Annotated in this window: 16 protein-coding genes; 10 read left to right on the top strand and 6 right to left on the bottom strand. The window is 70.2% G+C overall.

Features of this window, described 5'->3' with window-relative positions; translation table 11 throughout:
• Positions 1 to 185: 185 nt before the first annotated feature.
• From ACUVYZ_RS07545 to fae, 7 genes are read left to right on the top strand one after another with little or no spacing between them, the layout of a single operon-like run.
• Positions 186 to 1,202, top strand: a complete 1,017-nt coding sequence (locus tag ACUVYZ_RS07545; RefSeq protein WP_446033050.1) for a beta-ribofuranosylaminobenzene 5'-phosphate synthase family protein — start codon at positions 186 to 188, stop codon at positions 1,200 to 1,202.
• 26 nt (positions 1,203 to 1,228) lie between these two features.
• On the top strand, positions 1,229 to 2,131 hold the full coding sequence (locus ACUVYZ_RS07550) for an NAD(P)-dependent methylenetetrahydromethanopterin dehydrogenase (protein ID WP_439933838.1): 903 nt from the start codon (positions 1,229 to 1,231) through the stop codon (positions 2,129 to 2,131).
• Positions 2,121 to 3,248 (top strand): ATP-grasp domain-containing protein, encoded by a 1,128-nt coding sequence (locus ACUVYZ_RS07555; protein ID WP_439933839.1) that lies wholly within the window; start codon positions 2,121 to 2,123, stop codon positions 3,246 to 3,248. The genes ACUVYZ_RS07550 and ACUVYZ_RS07555 overlap by 11 nt, the downstream gene beginning before the upstream one ends.
• 49 nt (positions 3,249 to 3,297) lie before the next feature.
• Positions 3,298 to 4,299, top strand: coding sequence for a methenyltetrahydromethanopterin cyclohydrolase (gene mch / locus ACUVYZ_RS07560; protein WP_439933840.1), 1,002 nt, complete (start codon positions 3,298 to 3,300; stop codon positions 4,297 to 4,299).
• Positions 4,292 to 5,203 (top strand): ATP-grasp domain-containing protein, encoded by a 912-nt coding sequence (locus tag ACUVYZ_RS07565; protein ID WP_439933841.1) that lies wholly within the window; start codon positions 4,292 to 4,294, stop codon positions 5,201 to 5,203. Before mch ends, ACUVYZ_RS07565 begins: the two co-directional genes overlap by 8 nt.
• Positions 5,204 to 5,205: 2 nt before the next feature.
• Complete coding sequence (locus ACUVYZ_RS07570) at positions 5,206 to 6,138, top strand: triphosphoribosyl-dephospho-CoA synthase (RefSeq protein WP_439933842.1); 933 nt, start codon at positions 5,206 to 5,208, stop codon at positions 6,136 to 6,138.
• A 22-nt stretch (positions 6,139 to 6,160) separates the two neighbouring features.
• Positions 6,161 to 6,673, top strand: coding sequence for a formaldehyde-activating enzyme (fae, locus tag ACUVYZ_RS07575; RefSeq protein WP_439933843.1), 513 nt, complete (start codon positions 6,161 to 6,163; stop codon positions 6,671 to 6,673).
• 10 nt (positions 6,674 to 6,683) lie between these two features.
• Here the strand turns inward: fae and ACUVYZ_RS07580 are convergent, their stop codons facing one another.
• Positions 6,684 to 7,409: a HisA/HisF-related TIM barrel protein gene (locus ACUVYZ_RS07580; protein WP_439933844.1), complete on the bottom strand. Its 726-nt coding sequence runs from the start codon at positions 7,407 to 7,409 to the stop codon at positions 6,684 to 6,686.
• Here ACUVYZ_RS07580 and ACUVYZ_RS07585 point away from each other — a divergent pair.
• Genes ACUVYZ_RS07585 through ACUVYZ_RS07595 form a run of 3 tightly spaced genes read left to right on the top strand, consistent with a single transcriptional unit; the run spans position 7,386 to position 10,069 of the window.
• Entirely contained in the window at positions 7,386 to 8,396 is a 1,011-nt protein-coding gene (locus ACUVYZ_RS07585) for an ATP-grasp domain-containing protein (RefSeq protein ID WP_439933845.1), read from the top strand. The genes ACUVYZ_RS07580 and ACUVYZ_RS07585 overlap by 24 nt on opposite strands.
• Positions 8,389 to 9,459: a hydantoinase/oxoprolinase family protein gene (locus tag ACUVYZ_RS07590; RefSeq protein ID WP_439933846.1), complete on the top strand. Its 1,071-nt coding sequence runs from the start codon at positions 8,389 to 8,391 to the stop codon at positions 9,457 to 9,459. Before ACUVYZ_RS07585 ends, ACUVYZ_RS07590 begins: the two co-directional genes overlap by 8 nt.
• Positions 9,446 to 10,069, top strand: coding sequence for an amino acid kinase family protein (locus ACUVYZ_RS07595; RefSeq protein WP_439933847.1), 624 nt, complete (start codon positions 9,446 to 9,448; stop codon positions 10,067 to 10,069). The genes ACUVYZ_RS07590 and ACUVYZ_RS07595 overlap by 14 nt, the downstream gene beginning before the upstream one ends.
• A 49-nt stretch (positions 10,070 to 10,118) precedes the next feature.
• Here the strand turns inward: ACUVYZ_RS07595 and ACUVYZ_RS07600 are convergent, their stop codons facing one another.
• The 5 genes from ACUVYZ_RS07600 to ACUVYZ_RS07620 all read right to left on the bottom strand — a co-directional run bounded on the left by ACUVYZ_RS07600 (position 10,119) and on the right by ACUVYZ_RS07620 (position 15,474).
• Positions 10,119 to 10,802: a (5-formylfuran-3-yl)methyl phosphate synthase gene (locus tag ACUVYZ_RS07600; RefSeq protein ID WP_439933848.1), complete on the bottom strand. Its 684-nt coding sequence runs from the start codon at positions 10,800 to 10,802 to the stop codon at positions 10,119 to 10,121.
• The gene (locus ACUVYZ_RS07605; protein ID WP_439933849.1) at positions 10,799 to 11,374 is read right to left on the bottom strand and encodes a DUF447 domain-containing protein; all 576 of its coding nucleotides are present in this window, start codon (positions 11,372 to 11,374) and stop codon (positions 10,799 to 10,801) included. The genes ACUVYZ_RS07600 and ACUVYZ_RS07605 overlap by 4 nt, the downstream gene beginning before the upstream one ends.
• Positions 11,371 to 12,777, bottom strand: coding sequence for a DUF6513 domain-containing protein (locus ACUVYZ_RS07610; protein ID WP_439933850.1), 1,407 nt, complete (start codon positions 12,775 to 12,777; stop codon positions 11,371 to 11,373). The genes ACUVYZ_RS07605 and ACUVYZ_RS07610 overlap by 4 nt, the downstream gene beginning before the upstream one ends.
• The gene (locus ACUVYZ_RS07615; protein WP_439933851.1) at positions 12,753 to 13,310 is read right to left on the bottom strand and encodes a flavoprotein; all 558 of its coding nucleotides are present in this window, start codon (positions 13,308 to 13,310) and stop codon (positions 12,753 to 12,755) included. Before ACUVYZ_RS07615 ends, ACUVYZ_RS07610 begins: the two co-directional genes overlap by 25 nt.
• A gap of 196 nt (positions 13,311 to 13,506) precedes the next feature.
• The gene (locus ACUVYZ_RS07620; RefSeq protein WP_439933852.1) at positions 13,507 to 15,474 is read right to left on the bottom strand and encodes a sigma-54-dependent Fis family transcriptional regulator; all 1,968 of its coding nucleotides are present in this window, start codon (positions 15,472 to 15,474) and stop codon (positions 13,507 to 13,509) included.
• Between the last annotated feature and the right edge of the window lie 301 nt (positions 15,475 to 15,775).

The following is a 15,775-nucleotide window of genomic DNA, read 5'->3' on the forward strand; positions in this document are numbered from 1 at the left end:
CGCCCCGGTTTCTGTGAAATCCTCAAAAGGGTGCCCTGTGACAAAATGCTCCGCTCCCGTCGCAGGTTCTCGGTGCCCGGCGTCGGGAAGGCTTGATGCAGCGGAGCGGGCGGTAGTGGCATGATAGTTGCTGAACCCTTTGTTCCGAACTCGAGGCACCCGCTGACTGCCCCTAGAATAAGAAAATGTTTCAATCCGTGAATCGCCGCCGCGTGGTCGTGGTGGAAGCGCCGTGTCGCTTGCACTTCGGCTTCCTGGACCTGAGCGAAACGGCGGACCGGTGTTACGGCAGCCTGGGGCTCACCCTGGAAGGACTGGCCACGCGCCTGCGGGCCGAGCCGGCCGGCGATTTGAGCGCCTCGGGCCCTCAAGCCGAGCGGGTCCTTGGCAGCCTGCGCCTGCTGGCGCAGCAGCTTTCCCTCCCGGGCGGCGTGCGGCTGACCGTGGAGACGGCGATTCCGGAGCACGTGGGCCTAGGCTCGGGAACCCAGCTCGCCCTGGCGGTGGGGGCCGCCGTGGCCCGGCTGTACGATTTGGACCTTCCGCCGCGGGAAATCGCGCGCCTGCTGGATCGGGGGGCGCGCTCCGGGATCGGCGTGGGCGCCTTCGAGCAGGGCGGGTTCATCGTGGACGGAGGCCGCCGGGGTGAAGCTCCGCCCCCAGTGGTGAGCCGCGTCCCCTTTCCCGAGGCGTGGCGGGTGATCCTGATTTTCGACCGGGAGGCCCGCGGCCTGCACGGCCCCGCAGAGATGGAGGCTTTTCGTCGGCTTCCGCCCTTCCCCGAGGAGGCGGCGGGACGGCTGTGCCGGCTGGTGTTGCTCAAGGCCCTGCCGGCCCTGCTGGAGGCGGACGTGGCGAGTTTCGGGGCGGCGGTGAGCGAGCTGCAGCGGGTGGTGGGGGACCATTTCGCCCCGGCCCAGGGCGGACGCTTCGCCAGCCCCCGGGTGGCCCAGGTTCTGGCTTGGCTGGAAGGCCAGGGAGCGGCCGGGGTCGGCCAGAGTTCCTGGGGACCCACCGGTTTCGCGCTGGCGGGCAGCGAGGCCGAGGCGCTTGCCCTGGTGCGGGACCTCGAGGCGCGCTGGGGCGACGGCGGCCCCCTTTCCTTCCGGGTGTGCCGGGCCCGCAACCAGGGCGCGGCCTTGAGCGTCGAAGAGGAGCAACGGCCCGGCATCCGGGCGGCGCTGCGCATGGCGCGCCGTTGAGCTAAGCGACAGGACCCTCGCGTTCCATGGAAAGGCCCTACATCCTTCACCTTTTTACTCCGACCCGCCAGGCGAGCCCGTTCGACGTCAACATGGCGCTGGACGCGGGTTACAACGCCGTTGTGCCCTATACCGATGTCATGCTGGACCAGGTGGCCTCCCTTACCCAGGACGCCATCTTCTCCCGCGGCCCCAAGGGCGTGAAGCGCACCGGCATTTTCATCGGCGGCCGGGACATCGGGCTCGCCGCCGACATGCTGGACGCGGCGAGGAACGCCATGGTGCCGCCCTTCGAGGTGTCGGTGTTCGCCGACCCGAGCGGGGCGTTCACCACCGCGGCGGCCATGGTGGCTGCGGTGGAGCGCCAGCTCAAGAAAGTCCACCAGACCGATTTCGCCGGCCGCCAGGTGCTGATCCTCGGGGGCACCGGGCCCGTGGGCACCGCCGCGGCGGTGCTGGCCGCCGGGGCGGGGGCGAGGGTGAAAGTTGCCAGCCACACCAGCCTGGAGCGGGCCCGCATGACCGCCCAGGTGGCCAACGCCCGCTACGGGGTCAGCACCGAGGCGGTGGGCGCCACCTCGGCAGCGGAGCGGGCGGACCTCATCGCCGAGACGGAAATCCTGCTCGCCACCGCCAAGGCGGGGGTGCAGGTGGCGAGCAAGAAGGATCTGGCCCGGGCCACGCGGCTGCTCGTGGCGGCGGACGTGAACGCCGTGCCGCCGGCGGGCATCGAGGGCGTCGGCGTGATGGACGACGGCGCCCCGCTGGAAGCGGCTTCGGGCAAAGCCGTGGGCATCGGGGCCCTCGCCATCGGCAACATCAAGTACCAGGTTCAGCGGGGCCTGTTCGAGGAAATGCTCAAGGGCGACAAAGCGCTCTACCTGGACTTCCGGGACGCTTTCGCCGCCGCGCGCCGCTATGCGGCCTGAGGCGCCCTTCCTGATCGCGGCCGTTTCCGGCCGGGCGCTGGCGGCTTCGGCCCGGCGGGCGGGCCACGGGGTGGTGGTGCTGGATTTCTTCAACGACCTGGACACCCGGGCTTGCGCCATCCATTCCCGGGCCTGCGCGGGTCCGGGCGGCTTCGACGCCGGGCGGCTGCTCCGTGCGGCCCAGGCCCTGTGCCCGCCTGAGGCCTGCGCGGGCCTAGTGTACGGGGCCGGATTCGAGCGCCGGCCCGGGCTGCTGGCCCGGCTTGCCCGCGGGCGCCGGCTCTGGGGCAATACCCCGGAAACCCTGGCCCTGGTCAAGGACCCGGGCCGGTTCTTTCCCCTCCTGGAACGTCTGGAAATTCCGTACCCGGAAACCCGCTTGAGGCGGCCGCCGGTCCTGGAGGGATGGCTGCGCAAGCAGGCGGGGGGCGCGGGCGGGGGGCACGTGGCACCAGCCGGGGACAAGGCCCGCCGGGGACGGGGGCGCACCTACTACCAGCGCTGGATTCCCGGCCGCAGTTGCTCCGCCCTGTTTCTCGCCGACGGCCGGGAGGCCCGCCTGGTGGGGTTCAGCGAGCAGCGCACGGCGGACGAGGCCTCCGCCCCCTATCTCTATGGAGGCGCGGTCAGCCATGCCCGGCTTCCCGCCCGGATCCGGGAAGCGGTGGAAGCCATCCTGGCACGACTGGTCCCTGCAACCGGGCTCCGGGGCCTGAACGGCCTCGACTTCCTGGTGGACCCCCTGGGGCAGGTCCAAGTGTTGGAAGTGAACCCGCGGCCGCCCGCCACCCTGGATCTGTACGACGTCGATTGCCGGGAGAGCCTGTTCGACGGGCACCTGCGGGCCTGCAGGGGGGAGCTGCCCCGGGAGCCCCTGGTGCGCCGGGTCCAGATCCGGGCCCACGCCATCGTGTACGCCCCTGCTCCCGTGCGCATCCCGGGTGGGTGGCGTTGGCCCGCCTGGTGCAGCGACCTGCCCCGCGGAGGCCTGCGTATCCCTCCGGGGGCGCCGGTGTGTACCGTGCATTCCCGGGGTGCGACCCCCGGCGCCGCCTGGCGGCTCGCCGCCCGGCGAAAAGCCCGGATCGCCGCCGCCCTGGGCGCGGCCGCGGCGTGAGGACAGATAAAACGCGACGCCCCTGCCACGGGGTTCATTGGAGAAAGGATTGAACACCGAAAGCGGTCGGGAACCCTCCGTCGCCGGGCTGCCCAGCGTAAACGCCCTGGCGGCCCCCCTGGTGTCGGCTTTGATCGCCGAGGCCCCGGCGCTGCGCATCGGCGTGGAGCGGCTTGCGAACGGGGTCATCCTAGTGGACGCCGGGATCGAGGGGCGCGGCGGGCTCGAGGCCGGGCGGCGCATCGCCGAGATCTGCATGGGCGGACTCGGGCGGGTGAGTCTCCTGTGCCGGAGCGGGCGCTGGCCGGTCGCGGTGTGCGTCCACTCGTCGAACCCGGTGCTCGCCTGCCTGGGCAGCCAGTACGCGGGCTGGAGCCTGTCCGCCGGCAGCGGCAAAGAGGCTTTTCACGCCCTGGGGTCTGGACCGGCCCGGGCCCTGGCCGGCCGGGAAACCCTGTTCGAGGAGCTGGGCTACCGGGACCGGGCCGACCAGGCCTGCCTGGTGCTGGAAGTGGACCGGCGCCCGCCGCCGGAAGTGGTGGACAAGGTCATCCGGGACTGCGGCGTCGCCTCTTCCCGGCTCACCCTCATCCTCACTCCGACGCGTAGCCTCGCCGGGGTGGTCCAGGTGGTGGCCCGGGTGCTGGAGGTGGCGTTGCACAAGGTGCACGCCCTGGGTTTTCCCCTGGAGCGGGTGGTGGACGGGGCGGGAGCCGCTCCCATCCCGCCGCCGGCGGCCGACTTCATCGTCGCCATGGGCCGCACCAACGACGCCATCCTCTTTGCGGGGGAGGTCCACCTGTTCGTGGACGCCGCCGACGAGGACGCCCGCTCTCTGGCCGAGCGGCTGCCCTCTTCCGCCTCCCGGGACTACGGCAAGCCCTTCGCCCAGGTGTTCAAGGACTACGGCTATGACTTCTACCGCATCGATCCCCTGCTGTTCGCCCCGGCCCAGGTGGTGGTGACCAGCTTGAGAAGCGGCCGCAGTTTCCACGCCGGGCGGATCGATGCCGCCTTGCTGGAAGCTTCCTTCGGGAGCGGGAATGACTAGGCGCGTGGCCATCGTGACCGACGGGCCGGGCTGGCATGGCGCCCGGCTCAAGCGCGCCTTCCAGGCGCGGGGGCTCAAGACCTGCTACGTGCGACTTGCCGAGTGCCGGCTCGATCTCGCCGCCGCCTGGCATGGCATCGTCATGCCGGGGTTCGAGCGCCAACTGCCCGAGGCGGTGTTCGTGAAAAGCGTGCCCGGCGGCACCCTGGAGCAGGTGGTGTGGCGGCTGGACGTGCTCCACGCCCTGCGGGAAGTGGGCGTTCCCGTGTATAACGACGCCCGGGCCATCGAGCGCACCGTGGACAAGGCGATGACCAGCTTTCTCCTGCGGCGGGCCGGGGTGCCGACCCCGCCCACCTGGGTGGTGGAGAGCCGGGAGCAGGCGCGGGCGGTGCTGGACAAGGAAGCGGCCGCCGGCCATCAAGTAGTCATCAAGCCCTTGTTCGGCTCCCGGGGGGTGGGGCTGCGCCGGCTGGGCGCGGGGACGGACATGCCGGATCTGGCCGAGTACCATGGGGTCGCCTACCTGCAGCGCTACATCGACTCGGGAGAAGGCCGTTGGCACGACTACCGGGTTTTCGTGGTCGGCGGCGCGGCGGTGGCGGCCATGCGCCGCTGGGGGACGAGCTGGGTGAGCAACGCCGCGTGCGGCGCTCGTTGCGAAGCGGTGGCCCTGGAGCCGGCCCTGGCCCGGCTCGCCTGCGACGCCGCCCGGGCGGTGGAGGCGGACTACGCGGGGGTGGACGTGATCGTCGACCGTCAGGGCGATCCCTACGTGATCGAGGTGAACGGCATGCCGGCGTGGCGCAGCCTCCAGGGCGCCACCGGCGTCCCCATCGCCCGCTTCCTGGTGGACGATCTCGTCTCCCGCCGCTCAAGCGTCCGGCTGGAGGCGGCCGGCTGAGCATGGACGAGCCCGTGTCCCGCGCTGCCCAAGTCGCTCGAGCCCTGATGGGGGCCTGCCTCGCCGACGTGCGGGCCCTCAAACCCGGCAACGTGAGCGTGTACTCGGACGGGCACGGCATGATGGCCGAGGACTTCGTCCTAAGCGCCCAGGCCATCGTGGCCCCCCTGACCGCGCCGGGACTCAAGGTAGGAACGCGCATCCTGCGGGCGGTCGAGGCGACCCGGGCGGCGGTGGGCTGCAACACCAATCTGGGCATCGTCCTCGCCTGCGCGCCCCTCGCCCAGGCGGCCTTGGCGGCTCAGCCTGGAATGGCGCTGCGGGAGCGGCTCGCGGCGTTGCTCGAGCGCCTGGACGTGAAAGACGCGGAGGACGCTTACCGAGCCATCCGCCTCGCCAATCCGGGCGGCCTGGGCCGCAGCCCCGAGCACGACGTGCACGAGCCTCCCCGGGTCACGCTGGTGGCGGCCATGGCGGCGGCCCGCCATCGGGACGGGATCGCCCGCCAGTACGCCGAGGGCTTCCGGGACGTGTTCGACGTGGGCGTGCCCCGGGCCGCCTGGGCCCTCGCCCGTTGGCAGGGCGAAGAGTGGGCAGCCACCGCCGTCTATCTTGGCTTGCTCGCTCGGGAGCCGGATACCCACGTGGCCCGCAAGCTCGGGCCCGCCGTGGCGCGGGAAGTGAGCCTTGAGGCAGCGCGGCGGGATATGGAGTTGATGCGCTGTCACCATCCGCAAAGCCTCATGCCCACGCTCCTCGATTGGGACCGGCGATTGAAGCGCCGGGGCATCAATCCGGGCACCACCGCCGATTTGACCGTGGCGAGCTTGTTCGCCTTATCGCTACAAGCTATCCTCGACAAGGAGTTTGGCGGCCGCGATGCAGTCCCGTCGACGGCCGCTCCAAGCGCTGGACTTCGGTCCACTCTTCACTAACCAACGACAAAAGGAGAAACCCATGGCTAAGATCACCCGCACCCTGGTAGGCGAATCCTTGGTGGGCGACGGCAACGAGGTGGCCCACATCGACCTGATCATGGGTCCCCGCGGCAGTGCTGCCGAGTCGGCTTTTTGCCATACCTTGACCAATAACAAAGACGGTTTTACAGCGCTTCTGGCGGTGGTTGCGCCCAACCTGCCGGCGAAGCCCCACACCGTGATGTTCAATAAAGTCACTATCAAGAACGCCAAGCAGGCGACCCAGATGTTCGGGCCGGCTCAGCGGGGCGTGGCGATGGCGGTGGCCGACTGCGTGGAGGATGGCACCATCCCGGCGAACGAGGCCGATGACGTCTTCATTTGCGTGGGAGTGTTCATCCACTGGGAGGCCGCCGACGACAACAAGATCCAGGACTTCAACTACCAGGCGACCAAGGAGGCGATCAAGCGGGCGGTGGCTGGCGAGCCCAAGGTGAGCGACATCCTCGCCAAGCGGCGCAGCGTGATGCACCCCTTCGCCGCCCACGCCTGAGGGACGCGGCTCACAGGGTCTCGAGGTCTTCGCGGGTGAGGCTGCCGTCGTGTAGGGCGGAGGCGATGAGCGCCCCGAAGCCCCGGGCGGTGAGCGCTTCCAGGTCCCGCTTGCCGCGTACGCCCCCGGCGCAGTAGATCCGCGCCCCGGGGGCGCGGGCGGCAAGCGCTCCCGCGAGGGCGAGATCCGGGCCTCGTCGGGCGCCTACCCGGTCCAGGTTCAGGGCGATCACCCGGGAGGGCCAGAGTTCCGGACGCTCGAGCAGCTCGGCCGGGCCCAGTAAGCGCTCCCGCCGGAAGTCGAGGGAGAGGACGAAGGCGTGGGCCTCGCCTGCGAGGGCTTCCAGCAGACGGAGGTCGGGGAGGGTTTCGCTGCCCACCACCGGGGTGAGCCCGCCGGCGGCCAGGCGGCGCCACCGGGCGAGGTCGCGAACGCCCGCGTCCACCCACAGCTCCACCGGCGCGAGCTCCCGGCCCAGGGCCTCGAGCAAGGCCAGGTGGCTCCCCCGTTCCAGGATGGCGTCCAGGTCCGCGGCGTAAAGGGCGCGGAACGGGTGCAGGGCAGCCAACGCCCGGGCCACGTCCTGGGGGCGGCTTCCGGCGCATAGCCGGGAACGGAGCGGCGCGTAGCGCTCCCTCTGCCCGCGCCGGGCATGGACCACGAGGCCGTCCATGAGGTCGATGACCGGAACGATCTCCACCGGGGGATAGGGGTGCGAATCTTCCTGTACGAGCACGTGACGGGCGGCGGATTCATGGGGCAGCCGCTGCCTGCTTCCCTCGCGCGCGAAGGGGACAGGATGCTGCGCGCGGCGCTGGATGATCTCACGGAACTGCCGGGCGTGGAAACGGTGGTGAGCCGGGATCCCCGGCTGCCCTTCCCGCCGGGCGCCGCGGCGGTGCTGGAGCCCGCGCCCGGCGAAAGCCCCCGTTCCCTTTACCGGCGCGGGCTCGCCCTGGCCGATCTCGCCTGGATCATCGCCCCCGAGACGGGGGGCGTGCTGGAAGCCCTCGGCCGGGAAGCGCTGGCGCGGGGGAAGGGACTCTTCGGGTGCGCCCCGGAGGCGGTGCGGGTGGCGGCGAGCAAACGGGCCACCGCCCGGGCCCTCGCCCGCGCCGGCCTTCCCGTCGTTCCCACCTTCGCCCCCGGGGAGCCCCTGCCGGCCCTTCCCGGTCCCTGGGTGGTCAAGCCCGACGACGGCGCCGGCTGCGAAGGCGCGCGCCGGGTGCCGGACGTGGACGCGGTCCGCGCGGCGCTCCTCGAGGCGGGGACGGGCCCGGTGGCGCAACCCTGGATCGAGGGCGAGGCCGCCAGCCTCTCCTTGCTGGTTTTCCCCGAGGGCCGAGTGCGGCTCCTTTCCTGCAACCGCCAGCACATCGCGGTGCGGGGCGAAGCTCTCGCCCTAACGGGGGTCACCGTGGGTGCCTGGGCGGACGCGGACGGCCGCTTGGCCGCCCTCGCCCAGGCGGCGGTGGCGGCGATCCCGGGACTGGCCGGTTTCGTGGGGATCGATTACGTCCAGACGCCCGCGGGACCGGTGGTCCTGGAGATCAATCCCCGGCTCACCACGTCCTATTGCGGCCTGCGCTCTGTGCTGGGGATGAACCCGGCGGCCCTGGCCCTGGGTCTTGTCTCCGAGGCCAGCGAAGAAAAGTCAGGCAGGATAGACCGACTAACGGGAAAGGGGCCGGTTCGCGTTTCCCTGGAGCCCGTCGATGCCTGAAGCGGCGGTCATCGGCTGGGACCTGGGCGGGGCCCACCTCAAGGCCGCCGCCGTCGCTCGGACCGCGGGCGAGCTGGCCGTGCTGGACGCGGTGCAACTGCCCTGCCCCCTGTGGCGGGGCCTGGATTACCTGGCGGCAGCGGTGGACCGGGCCCTCGAGCGTCTGGGCGCCGCCCCGTGCCATGCCCTCACCATGACCGGGGAGATGGCGGACCTGTTCCGGGACCGGGCGGAGGGGGTGGCGCGGCTCGCGGACTTCATGGAGCGACGGCTGAGCGGACGGCGCACGCGCTACTTCGCCGGTGTCGGTTTCGTGGACGCCGCCCATGCCAAGGGCATGCCCCGGCGCGTTGCCTCCGCCAACTGGCTCGCCTCCGCCCGGTTCGTCGCGGGGCGGCTCGAGGCGGCGCTCTTCGTGGACGTGGGCAGCACCACCACCGACCTAGTGCCTGTGGCCGGGGGCGAGGTGCGCGCCGCGGGCGAAGACGATTTCGAGCGCCTGGCTTCGGGCGAGCTCGTCTACACGGGGGTGGCGCGCACGCCGGTAATGGCCCTCGGGAGGCGCGTGCCTTTCGAGGGACGCCGGGTGCCCCTCGTGGCGGAACACTTCGCCACCATGGCCGACGTGCACCGGCTGGCGGGCGCGCTGCCCGAGCACGCGGACCAGTGGCCTGCGGCCGACGGGGGAGAGAAGACCGAGGAAGGCAGCGCCCGCCGGCTCGCCCGCATGATCGGGCGCGACGCCGCCTCGGCGGCGCCCGCCGCCTGGCGCCGGCTCGCCCGCCGGCTCGCGGGATACCAGCTGGCCCAGATTGAAGCTGCCGCCCGCCGGGTCCTGGCGGCAGCTGGCGTCGAGGCCACGGCCCCTGTGGTGGGCGCAGGGGTGGGCCGCTTCGTCGCGGCCCGGCTGGCGGCGCGGCTCGAGCGGCCTTACCGAGACTTCGCTGGCTTGTTCCATCGAATCCGCGCCGATCCGGAGTGGGTTGCCGGGTGTGCCCCGGCCGTGGCGGTGGCTTGCTTGGCGGCCGAAGAAGCAGAGGAAGCGATCCATGTGGGTAGTTAAGCTGGGCGGCAGCCTCGCCGGAGAGGCGGTGCTCAGAGACTGGCTGGAGACGCTGGCTCGCTACGGGGGCGGGCAGGTCATCATTGTGCCCGGGGGCGGTCCCTTTGCCGACCGGGTGCGGGAGGCCCAGGAGGCGTGGCGCTTCGACGACGGGATCGCCCACCGCATGGCCCTGCTGGGCATGGAGCAATACGGCCTCATGCTAGCGGGCATCTGCCCCGATCTGGTGCCGGCGGCGAGCCGAGAGGAACTGGTGGGGGCGCTGCGGTCGGGCCGGGTGGCCGTTTGGTTGCCCGCCCGCATGGCCCTCGCCGCCGAAGAGATTCCTGCCAGTTGGGACGTGACCTCCGACAGCCTGGCTGCCTGGCTTGCCCATTACGTGAGCGCCGAGCGGTTGGTGTTGGTCAAACCCTTTGCGCCCGCCCAGGCGGAGATCGCGGCGGAGGAAATGAGCCGCAGCGGCCTAGTGGACCCCTCATTTCCGGCCTTCGTGCGCTCGGGGTGCTTTCAGACGCTGGTGCTGGCCAAGCAGCAGCATGATACCTTGGGTCAGCTCCTCCTCGGCAGCGTGTGCCGGCCGACGGGGATATTGGTCGACCGGGATTCTTAGCCCTTCTCGTACACGCTGTGGCCGAAGCCCCAAGGGCCGCCAGAATCGCCTACACGGCCGCAGCCAGGCGGGCTCTCACGGCGGCGACTCGGGCGGGATCGATTTCCCCGGTGCGCTCCCCCTTCCCGCACAGGGCGCCGCGAAAGCCCAGGAAGTCGGGGGCGAGGGCCTTCAAGGGGCCGATGTCCTCCTCCGTCAAAGAGCCGGCCAAGCCCACCGTCAACCCTTGGGCGCGGGCCGCGCCCACGAAGCGGGCGAGCGCTTCCTCGTCCAGGTGGGTCCTCAAGCCTCCCCGGGTTTTGTCCGCTGTATCGAGCATCGCTCCCGAAAATCCGGCAGCGGCGATCTCGGGGAGCCACGCCCAGTCGGGGGCCTGGTCGGCGAACAGGACCGCCACCAGGCGGCAGCCTCGGCGGGCGAGGGGCTCCAGGGCCCGTGCGCATGCCAGGGACTGGGACGAGGAGAAGAGGCCCACCTTGATGTAATCCACGCCGCTCGCAGATGCGCGCTCGGCAGCGGCCCGCAGGAGGGCCGGGACCATGGGAAGGTCCCCCAGGGTGGCGCTCACCGGGCGCCGGCCCGCCACGAAGCGGGCGAGCTCCGCCACGGTCTCCGGCGCAAGAGCCCCCAGGGCGCCGCGGCGCGGCTCCTTGAGGTCGATCACGTCGGCCCCACCCGCCAGGGCGAGGGCGGCTTCTTCCCGGGAGCGCACGCTTGCCAGCAGCGCGGTCATGCCGGGCGCTCCGCTTCCCGCCGGGCGTCGTGGGCGGCAATGGCCTCCATCAGCCAGCCCCACGCCTCCCGCTCGGCGGGGCCTGCGGTCTTCTCCACCGCGATGGCGAGATATTTCACCTCGGCCTCGATCTTGTCCCGGGGCAGCAGGTGCAGGCGCGACACCAAGATGGCCGCTTCCAGCACGGCGGCTTGGGCCCGGTTGAAGCCGCGAAACGGGCGATGATTTTGCAGGTGGACCCGGCGGCAGTAGAGGCGCGGTCGCAGCGGGTCGTCTTCCGCCCGCACGAGCTCCAGCTCCGCGTGGGCCAGGGCCGCGGCAAGGCGCACGCCGGGAACCCGGTCGGCGGGCGTGAGAGGCCAATCCCGCCGCCCGGTCAGGCAACCAGCGAAAATGCGCACGTCATCGCTGTAGTTGACCACGGCGCAGCCGCTGGCCAGCACGTTCTCCAGGGTGGTGGAAGGTTTGAAAGGCGCGAGCACCAGGTTGTCCTGCTCCTCACGGATGCCCATGGGAGCGATGTGGGTCGTGCCCGAGGGCGAGCGGGTCGTGACGATGGTCTCGAAGATCATGGGCCGCTTCCCGCCTTCTTGGGTTTTTCCAGGGTGGCACCGGGCGCATGGTAGGCGCTTTTGTCCTCGGGGGCCCGCTCCACCGCGCAGCCCCAGTCCAGCTCCTCGTCCTGGGCGTAGCGCTTGCCCAGTTGCCAGGCGATCTGGGCCCGGGCCAGCTCCACTCCCAGGTAGAAGGCGTGGGCCCCGTCCCTTTCCACCCCGAGCCGGGGAAAAAAGGCGTAGGGGTCGGTGGCGGTATGGAAGCCGTCGCGATTGTACACGTGGATGCCTGATTCGCTCACCTGCACGCGAAAGCTCGGGTCCTTGACCGCCCGGGCGATCTCGGCGATTTCCTCCATCGTGTCCGGAAACGGCCGCCGGGCATGGACGGTGAGGAGCGCTTCGGTGAAGTCCCTGGGCAGGCTCGCGCTTTCCCGCGCCGCGTACATCAGGCGCCGGGCGACATCCGCTTCCTTGACCGCCCGCCGGCAGTGGGGACTCACCTGGGTGGTGAGAATGGCGGCTACCCGCAGCTCCGAGGCGACGCCCAGCAGCACGGCGTTGATGCCGGTGGTGTCGGCGTCGGTCAGCTCGGTCAAGTTGCCCACTCCCATCAGAATGGGCACGTCCGGATGGCGGCGCCGCAGCTCCCGGTAGCGCATCAGGGAGTCGGTGAATCCGAAATGGATGGGGTCCAGGATGGGATCGGCATAGAATGGCCGATCCCGGGCCTGCATCTGGGCAATCGCCCGCTCCAGGGAGGTGAGGTCCCCCGGGCGGGAGGGAATGAGGACCGGCACCGAAGCCACCTGGTCCGCCACCCACAGGGTCTCTTCCTTGAGGCTCAGGAGATAATCGGCCCCCGCCTCCCCCCCGCGCAGGAGCTCCTGGGGTTCCATGGAGTCCACGCTCACCCGGAAGCCTTCCGACTTGAGCGCCTTCACCGCCTCGGCCAGATGGGGGAAAGGCGTCTCGGGCAGGCAGCCCAGGTCGATCACGTCCGCGCCGTCCCGGCGGTAGCGGTCGGCCCGGGCGAGGAGGGCGGAGATCGGAAGGAGCGGTGCGTCCACGATCTCGGCGAACACCAGGATGTCATAGCGGTCCAGGTCCGGCTGCAGGCCCTTGGCCCCGAAATAGCGGGGAATGTCCTTCAACTCGTCAGGGCCCCGCTTGACCGGCACGCCGTAATGGCGGGAGAGCGCCTCCAGGTCGCCGCGGCAGCGGCCGGGCACCATGATCCAGTCCGCCTTCACCGGCTTCGGCAGCCGGCGCCGGATCAGGTCCGCGGTCATGAGACCGGCTACGTTGATCCCGATCTGCACCACCTCAAAGATGAAGGGCGCGGGCTGCATGCCCTCGAGCACCTTGTGCAGGCTTTTTTCCGCCAGCTTGCCGGTCAGGAAGAGAATATGTTCAGGCATTGGAGTCTCGCTTCCACCGCCCGGCGCAGCTCTTCGATCGTGGTGGCCACCGTGGTGTGCTCGAAGCGCTTGAGCCGCTCCGTGTTCTCCAGGTCGATGCGGCGCGGATAGAGGGTGACCCACTCCTTGGGCGCTTCGGTGTAGACCTCGGGCTCGGCGTCGCAGGCGAAGACGATGCTCGGAATGCGCTGCTTGCCGGCCTGGGCGTAGATGTTGGTGACCAGGGTGTCGGCGATGCCGCAGACCAGCTTGGCTACGGTGTTGGAGGTGGCCGGCGCGATCACCACCGTGTGGTAGAAGCCGTGGTAGAACAGCCCCACCGGCGCGGCGCTGGCCGTGTTGTCGCGGAAGAGGCGAAAGCGCCGGCGCAGGTCTTCCAAGTCGACGTTATACATATGCAGCACCTCCTCCGCCGCCGCCGAGAGGTAGAGGTCGGTGTAGGGCAGCCCGGAGGCGATCTCCAGGGACTCCCGCAGGAAGTGCCCCGAGCCGGTGAGCGCCCAGGCGAACCTGGGCAGGGGATCCCGTTTCATGGGCGGATCCCGGCCGGGAGGGGCGCCCGCCTGGAGGCGCGCTCGGCCGCGGCGAGGAGGGCGGCGATCGACGACACGGAAGAAAAGCCGGAAGGGACGGTCAGCATCCGATCCACCAGCGCGGTGGAAACCAAAAAGCTAGCATAACCCATGCCCGCGCCCCCTGGGCGGGGGCGCGGGCGCCAAGCCCGGCGTTCTAATTCTTGTCGCCGTTCAGGTTGCGGATGTTGAGCCGCTTCATCTTGCGGTAGATGGTGTTGCGGCTTGTGTTGAGATGCCGGGCCAGGTTGGTGATGTTCCAGCGGTGGCGCTCCAGCTCCTGGATCAGGGCGTCCCGCTCCGCGGCTTCCAGGGCGTTGAGCTTGGGGTCCCGCGCCGGAGGGGGCTCCGGGGGGGCGAGCCTCCGGCCGCCCAGGACTTCCACGGGCAGGTCCCGCACAGTGATGGTGTCGCCCTCGCACAGGGCGATGGCGGTGCGCAGCACGTTGCGCAACTGGCGGATGTTGCCCGGCCAGTCGTATTCCTCCAGCACCTGCAACGCCTCCGGATCGAGGCTGGCCCGATCGTTCCCCCCGGCCGCCTCCGCCAGCATGTGCTGGATGAGCTGGCGCTTGTCGGTGCGGCTGCGCAGGGGCGGCAAGGTCAGGGCGATGCCCTGGAGCCGGTAGTAGAGGTCCTCCCGGAATTCCCCCGCTGCCACCATCTCGCTCAGGTTGCGGTGGGTGGCGGAGATGAGCTGGATGTCCACCTTCACCGGGACCTCGCCCCCCAAGGGAAGCACTTCCCGCTCCTCCAGCACCCGCAGCAGCCGAGCCTGGAGGGGCAGGGGCATGTCGCCGATCTCGTCCAGGAACAGGGTGCCGCCGTTCGCCTGTAGGATCTTGCCCCGGCGCCCCTCCCGGGTCGCTCCGGTGAAGGCGCCCGGCTTGTAGCCGAAGAGCTCGCTTTCGATCAGGGTGTCGGGGATGGAGGCGCAGTTCACCGCCACGTAAGGCCGCTCCGCCCGGTTGCTGGCGTAATGGATGGCCTTGGCGAATATCTCCTTGCCCGTGCCTGTCTCCCCGTAGAGCAGGATGGGGATGTCCCGGTTCAGCACCCGCTTGGCGCAATAGACGTTGTGGGCCATCTTGGGATCGCCGAATTCCAGCATGTCGATGAGCTGGCGCGGCTGCGCTTCGGGGCCGCTCTTGGCCGGGGAGACGCGGCTCACGAACACTTCGCTTCCGCGGCGGGCCAGGCTCTCGGGTTGCTGGGCCACGGCGAAGAAACGGGAGCCGTGGCGGGCGCCGTACACCGGCACGGGATGGAAGGAGCTTTTGGCGCTGCGGGCCACCAGCTCGGGCAGCGCCGTGGTGAAGAGCTCGCCGATGTCGACGCCGAAGATCTCGGGCACGCTGCGCACGCCGAGCTGGAACAGGGCGCTGCGGTTGGCGGCAAGCAGCCTCCCTTCGGAGGAGAAGGCGAGAGCCCCCTCGTTCAGGGTGTAGACGAACTCCGGCCGGCTGTGGAAGCGCACGATGTAATCGTTCTTATAGGCGCTCATGAAGGCCTGGTTCTCGATCATCTGGGCCGACATGTTCACCAGCGCCACCGCGTACTGCTGGGGCAGGGCCGACTGGCTGGAGACGTCCAGCACCGCCCGCAGGTTCCCCTGCCCGTCGAAGATGGGGCCGGCGGAACAGGTGAGGCTGATGTTGCGGGCGAAGAAATGCTCCGTGCGGTGGATGACGATGGGGCTCTTTTCCACGAGACAGGTGCCCATGCCGTTGGTCCCCTGCTCCCGCTCGCTCCACACCGCGCCCTCGATGAGCCCCATGCGGGCGCCCGCCTTGGTGAAGATGGGATCGCCCACCAGGCTCAGGATTACCCCGTCGGCGTCGGTCAGCACCACCGCGAGCTGGGAGCCGGCCAGTTGCTGGTACAGGTTGGCCATTTCCAGCTTGGCGTGGGGCACGATGTCCGACAGGCGCTCGATGCGCTCCTTGAGCTCGGAAGCATTCACCACCAGGGGGGGATTGGGGCTGGCGGGGTCGAGCCGGTAGTCTTTCAGGCAGCGGATCCACGACTGGGTGACCCGGTTTTGCAGGGCGTGCTCGCCAAGACCGAGGGAGACGGTGGAGCACACCGATCGAACGTGTTTTTCGATCAGACTGAGGTCGGCCATATCCTCCTCCGCGCTGTCTGGGTTCCAGGGAAGCTTTGTTCCTGGAATCCATAGCGGTTTGTTTTATCGGTCGCGAGATCTGGCGAAAAGGCGAGTTAAAACCAGAACCTGCTCTACCATTCCTATGGGTAGCCACGCGGGTATTACAAACATAGCATCCCGCACCCCGTTTATCCATAGGCGGGCAAAAGTTCTCCCTTTAAACACGAGATAAGGGATGTTTTGCGCGCAGGAGCCGTCCCGCGTCCCGGGGAAGCTTTCTGGCATACTGGGCCGCTCACCACCCAGTTCCCCGGCCACG

It is taken from the genome of Pelomicrobium sp. P1 (assembly GCF_052805615.1).

Coding starts and splice junctions, on each gene's coding strand:
- ACUVYZ_RS07615 (WP_439933851.1), bottom strand. CDS start 13,310: ATGAAACGGGATCCCCTGCCCAGGTTCGCCTGGGCGCTCACCGGCTCG.
- fae (WP_439933843.1), top strand. CDS start 6,161: ATGGCTAAGATCACCCGCACCCTGGTAGGCGAATCCTTGGTGGGCGAC.
- ACUVYZ_RS07570 (WP_439933842.1), top strand. CDS start 5,206: ATGGACGAGCCCGTGTCCCGCGCTGCCCAAGTCGCTCGAGCCCTGATG.
- ACUVYZ_RS07620 (WP_439933852.1), bottom strand. CDS start 15,474: ATGGCCGACCTCAGTCTGATCGAAAAACACGTTCGATCGGTGTGCTCC.
- ACUVYZ_RS07550 (WP_439933838.1), top strand. CDS start 1,229: ATGGAAAGGCCCTACATCCTTCACCTTTTTACTCCGACCCGCCAGGCG.
- ACUVYZ_RS07610 (WP_439933850.1), bottom strand. CDS start 12,777: ATGCCTGAACATATTCTCTTCCTGACCGGCAAGCTGGCGGAAAAAAGC.
- ACUVYZ_RS07565 (WP_439933841.1), top strand. CDS start 4,292: ATGACTAGGCGCGTGGCCATCGTGACCGACGGGCCGGGCTGGCATGGC.
- ACUVYZ_RS07555 (WP_439933839.1), top strand. CDS start 2,121: ATGCGGCCTGAGGCGCCCTTCCTGATCGCGGCCGTTTCCGGCCGGGCG.
- ACUVYZ_RS07545 (WP_446033050.1), top strand. CDS start 186: ATGTTTCAATCCGTGAATCGCCGCCGCGTGGTCGTGGTGGAAGCGCCG.
- ACUVYZ_RS07600 (WP_439933848.1), bottom strand. CDS start 10,802: ATGACCGCGCTGCTGGCAAGCGTGCGCTCCCGGGAAGAAGCCGCCCTC.
- ACUVYZ_RS07595 (WP_439933847.1), top strand. CDS start 9,446: ATGTGGGTAGTTAAGCTGGGCGGCAGCCTCGCCGGAGAGGCGGTGCTC.
- ACUVYZ_RS07590 (WP_439933846.1), top strand. CDS start 8,389: ATGCCTGAAGCGGCGGTCATCGGCTGGGACCTGGGCGGGGCCCACCTC.
- ACUVYZ_RS07605 (WP_439933849.1), bottom strand. CDS start 11,374: ATGATCTTCGAGACCATCGTCACGACCCGCTCGCCCTCGGGCACGACC.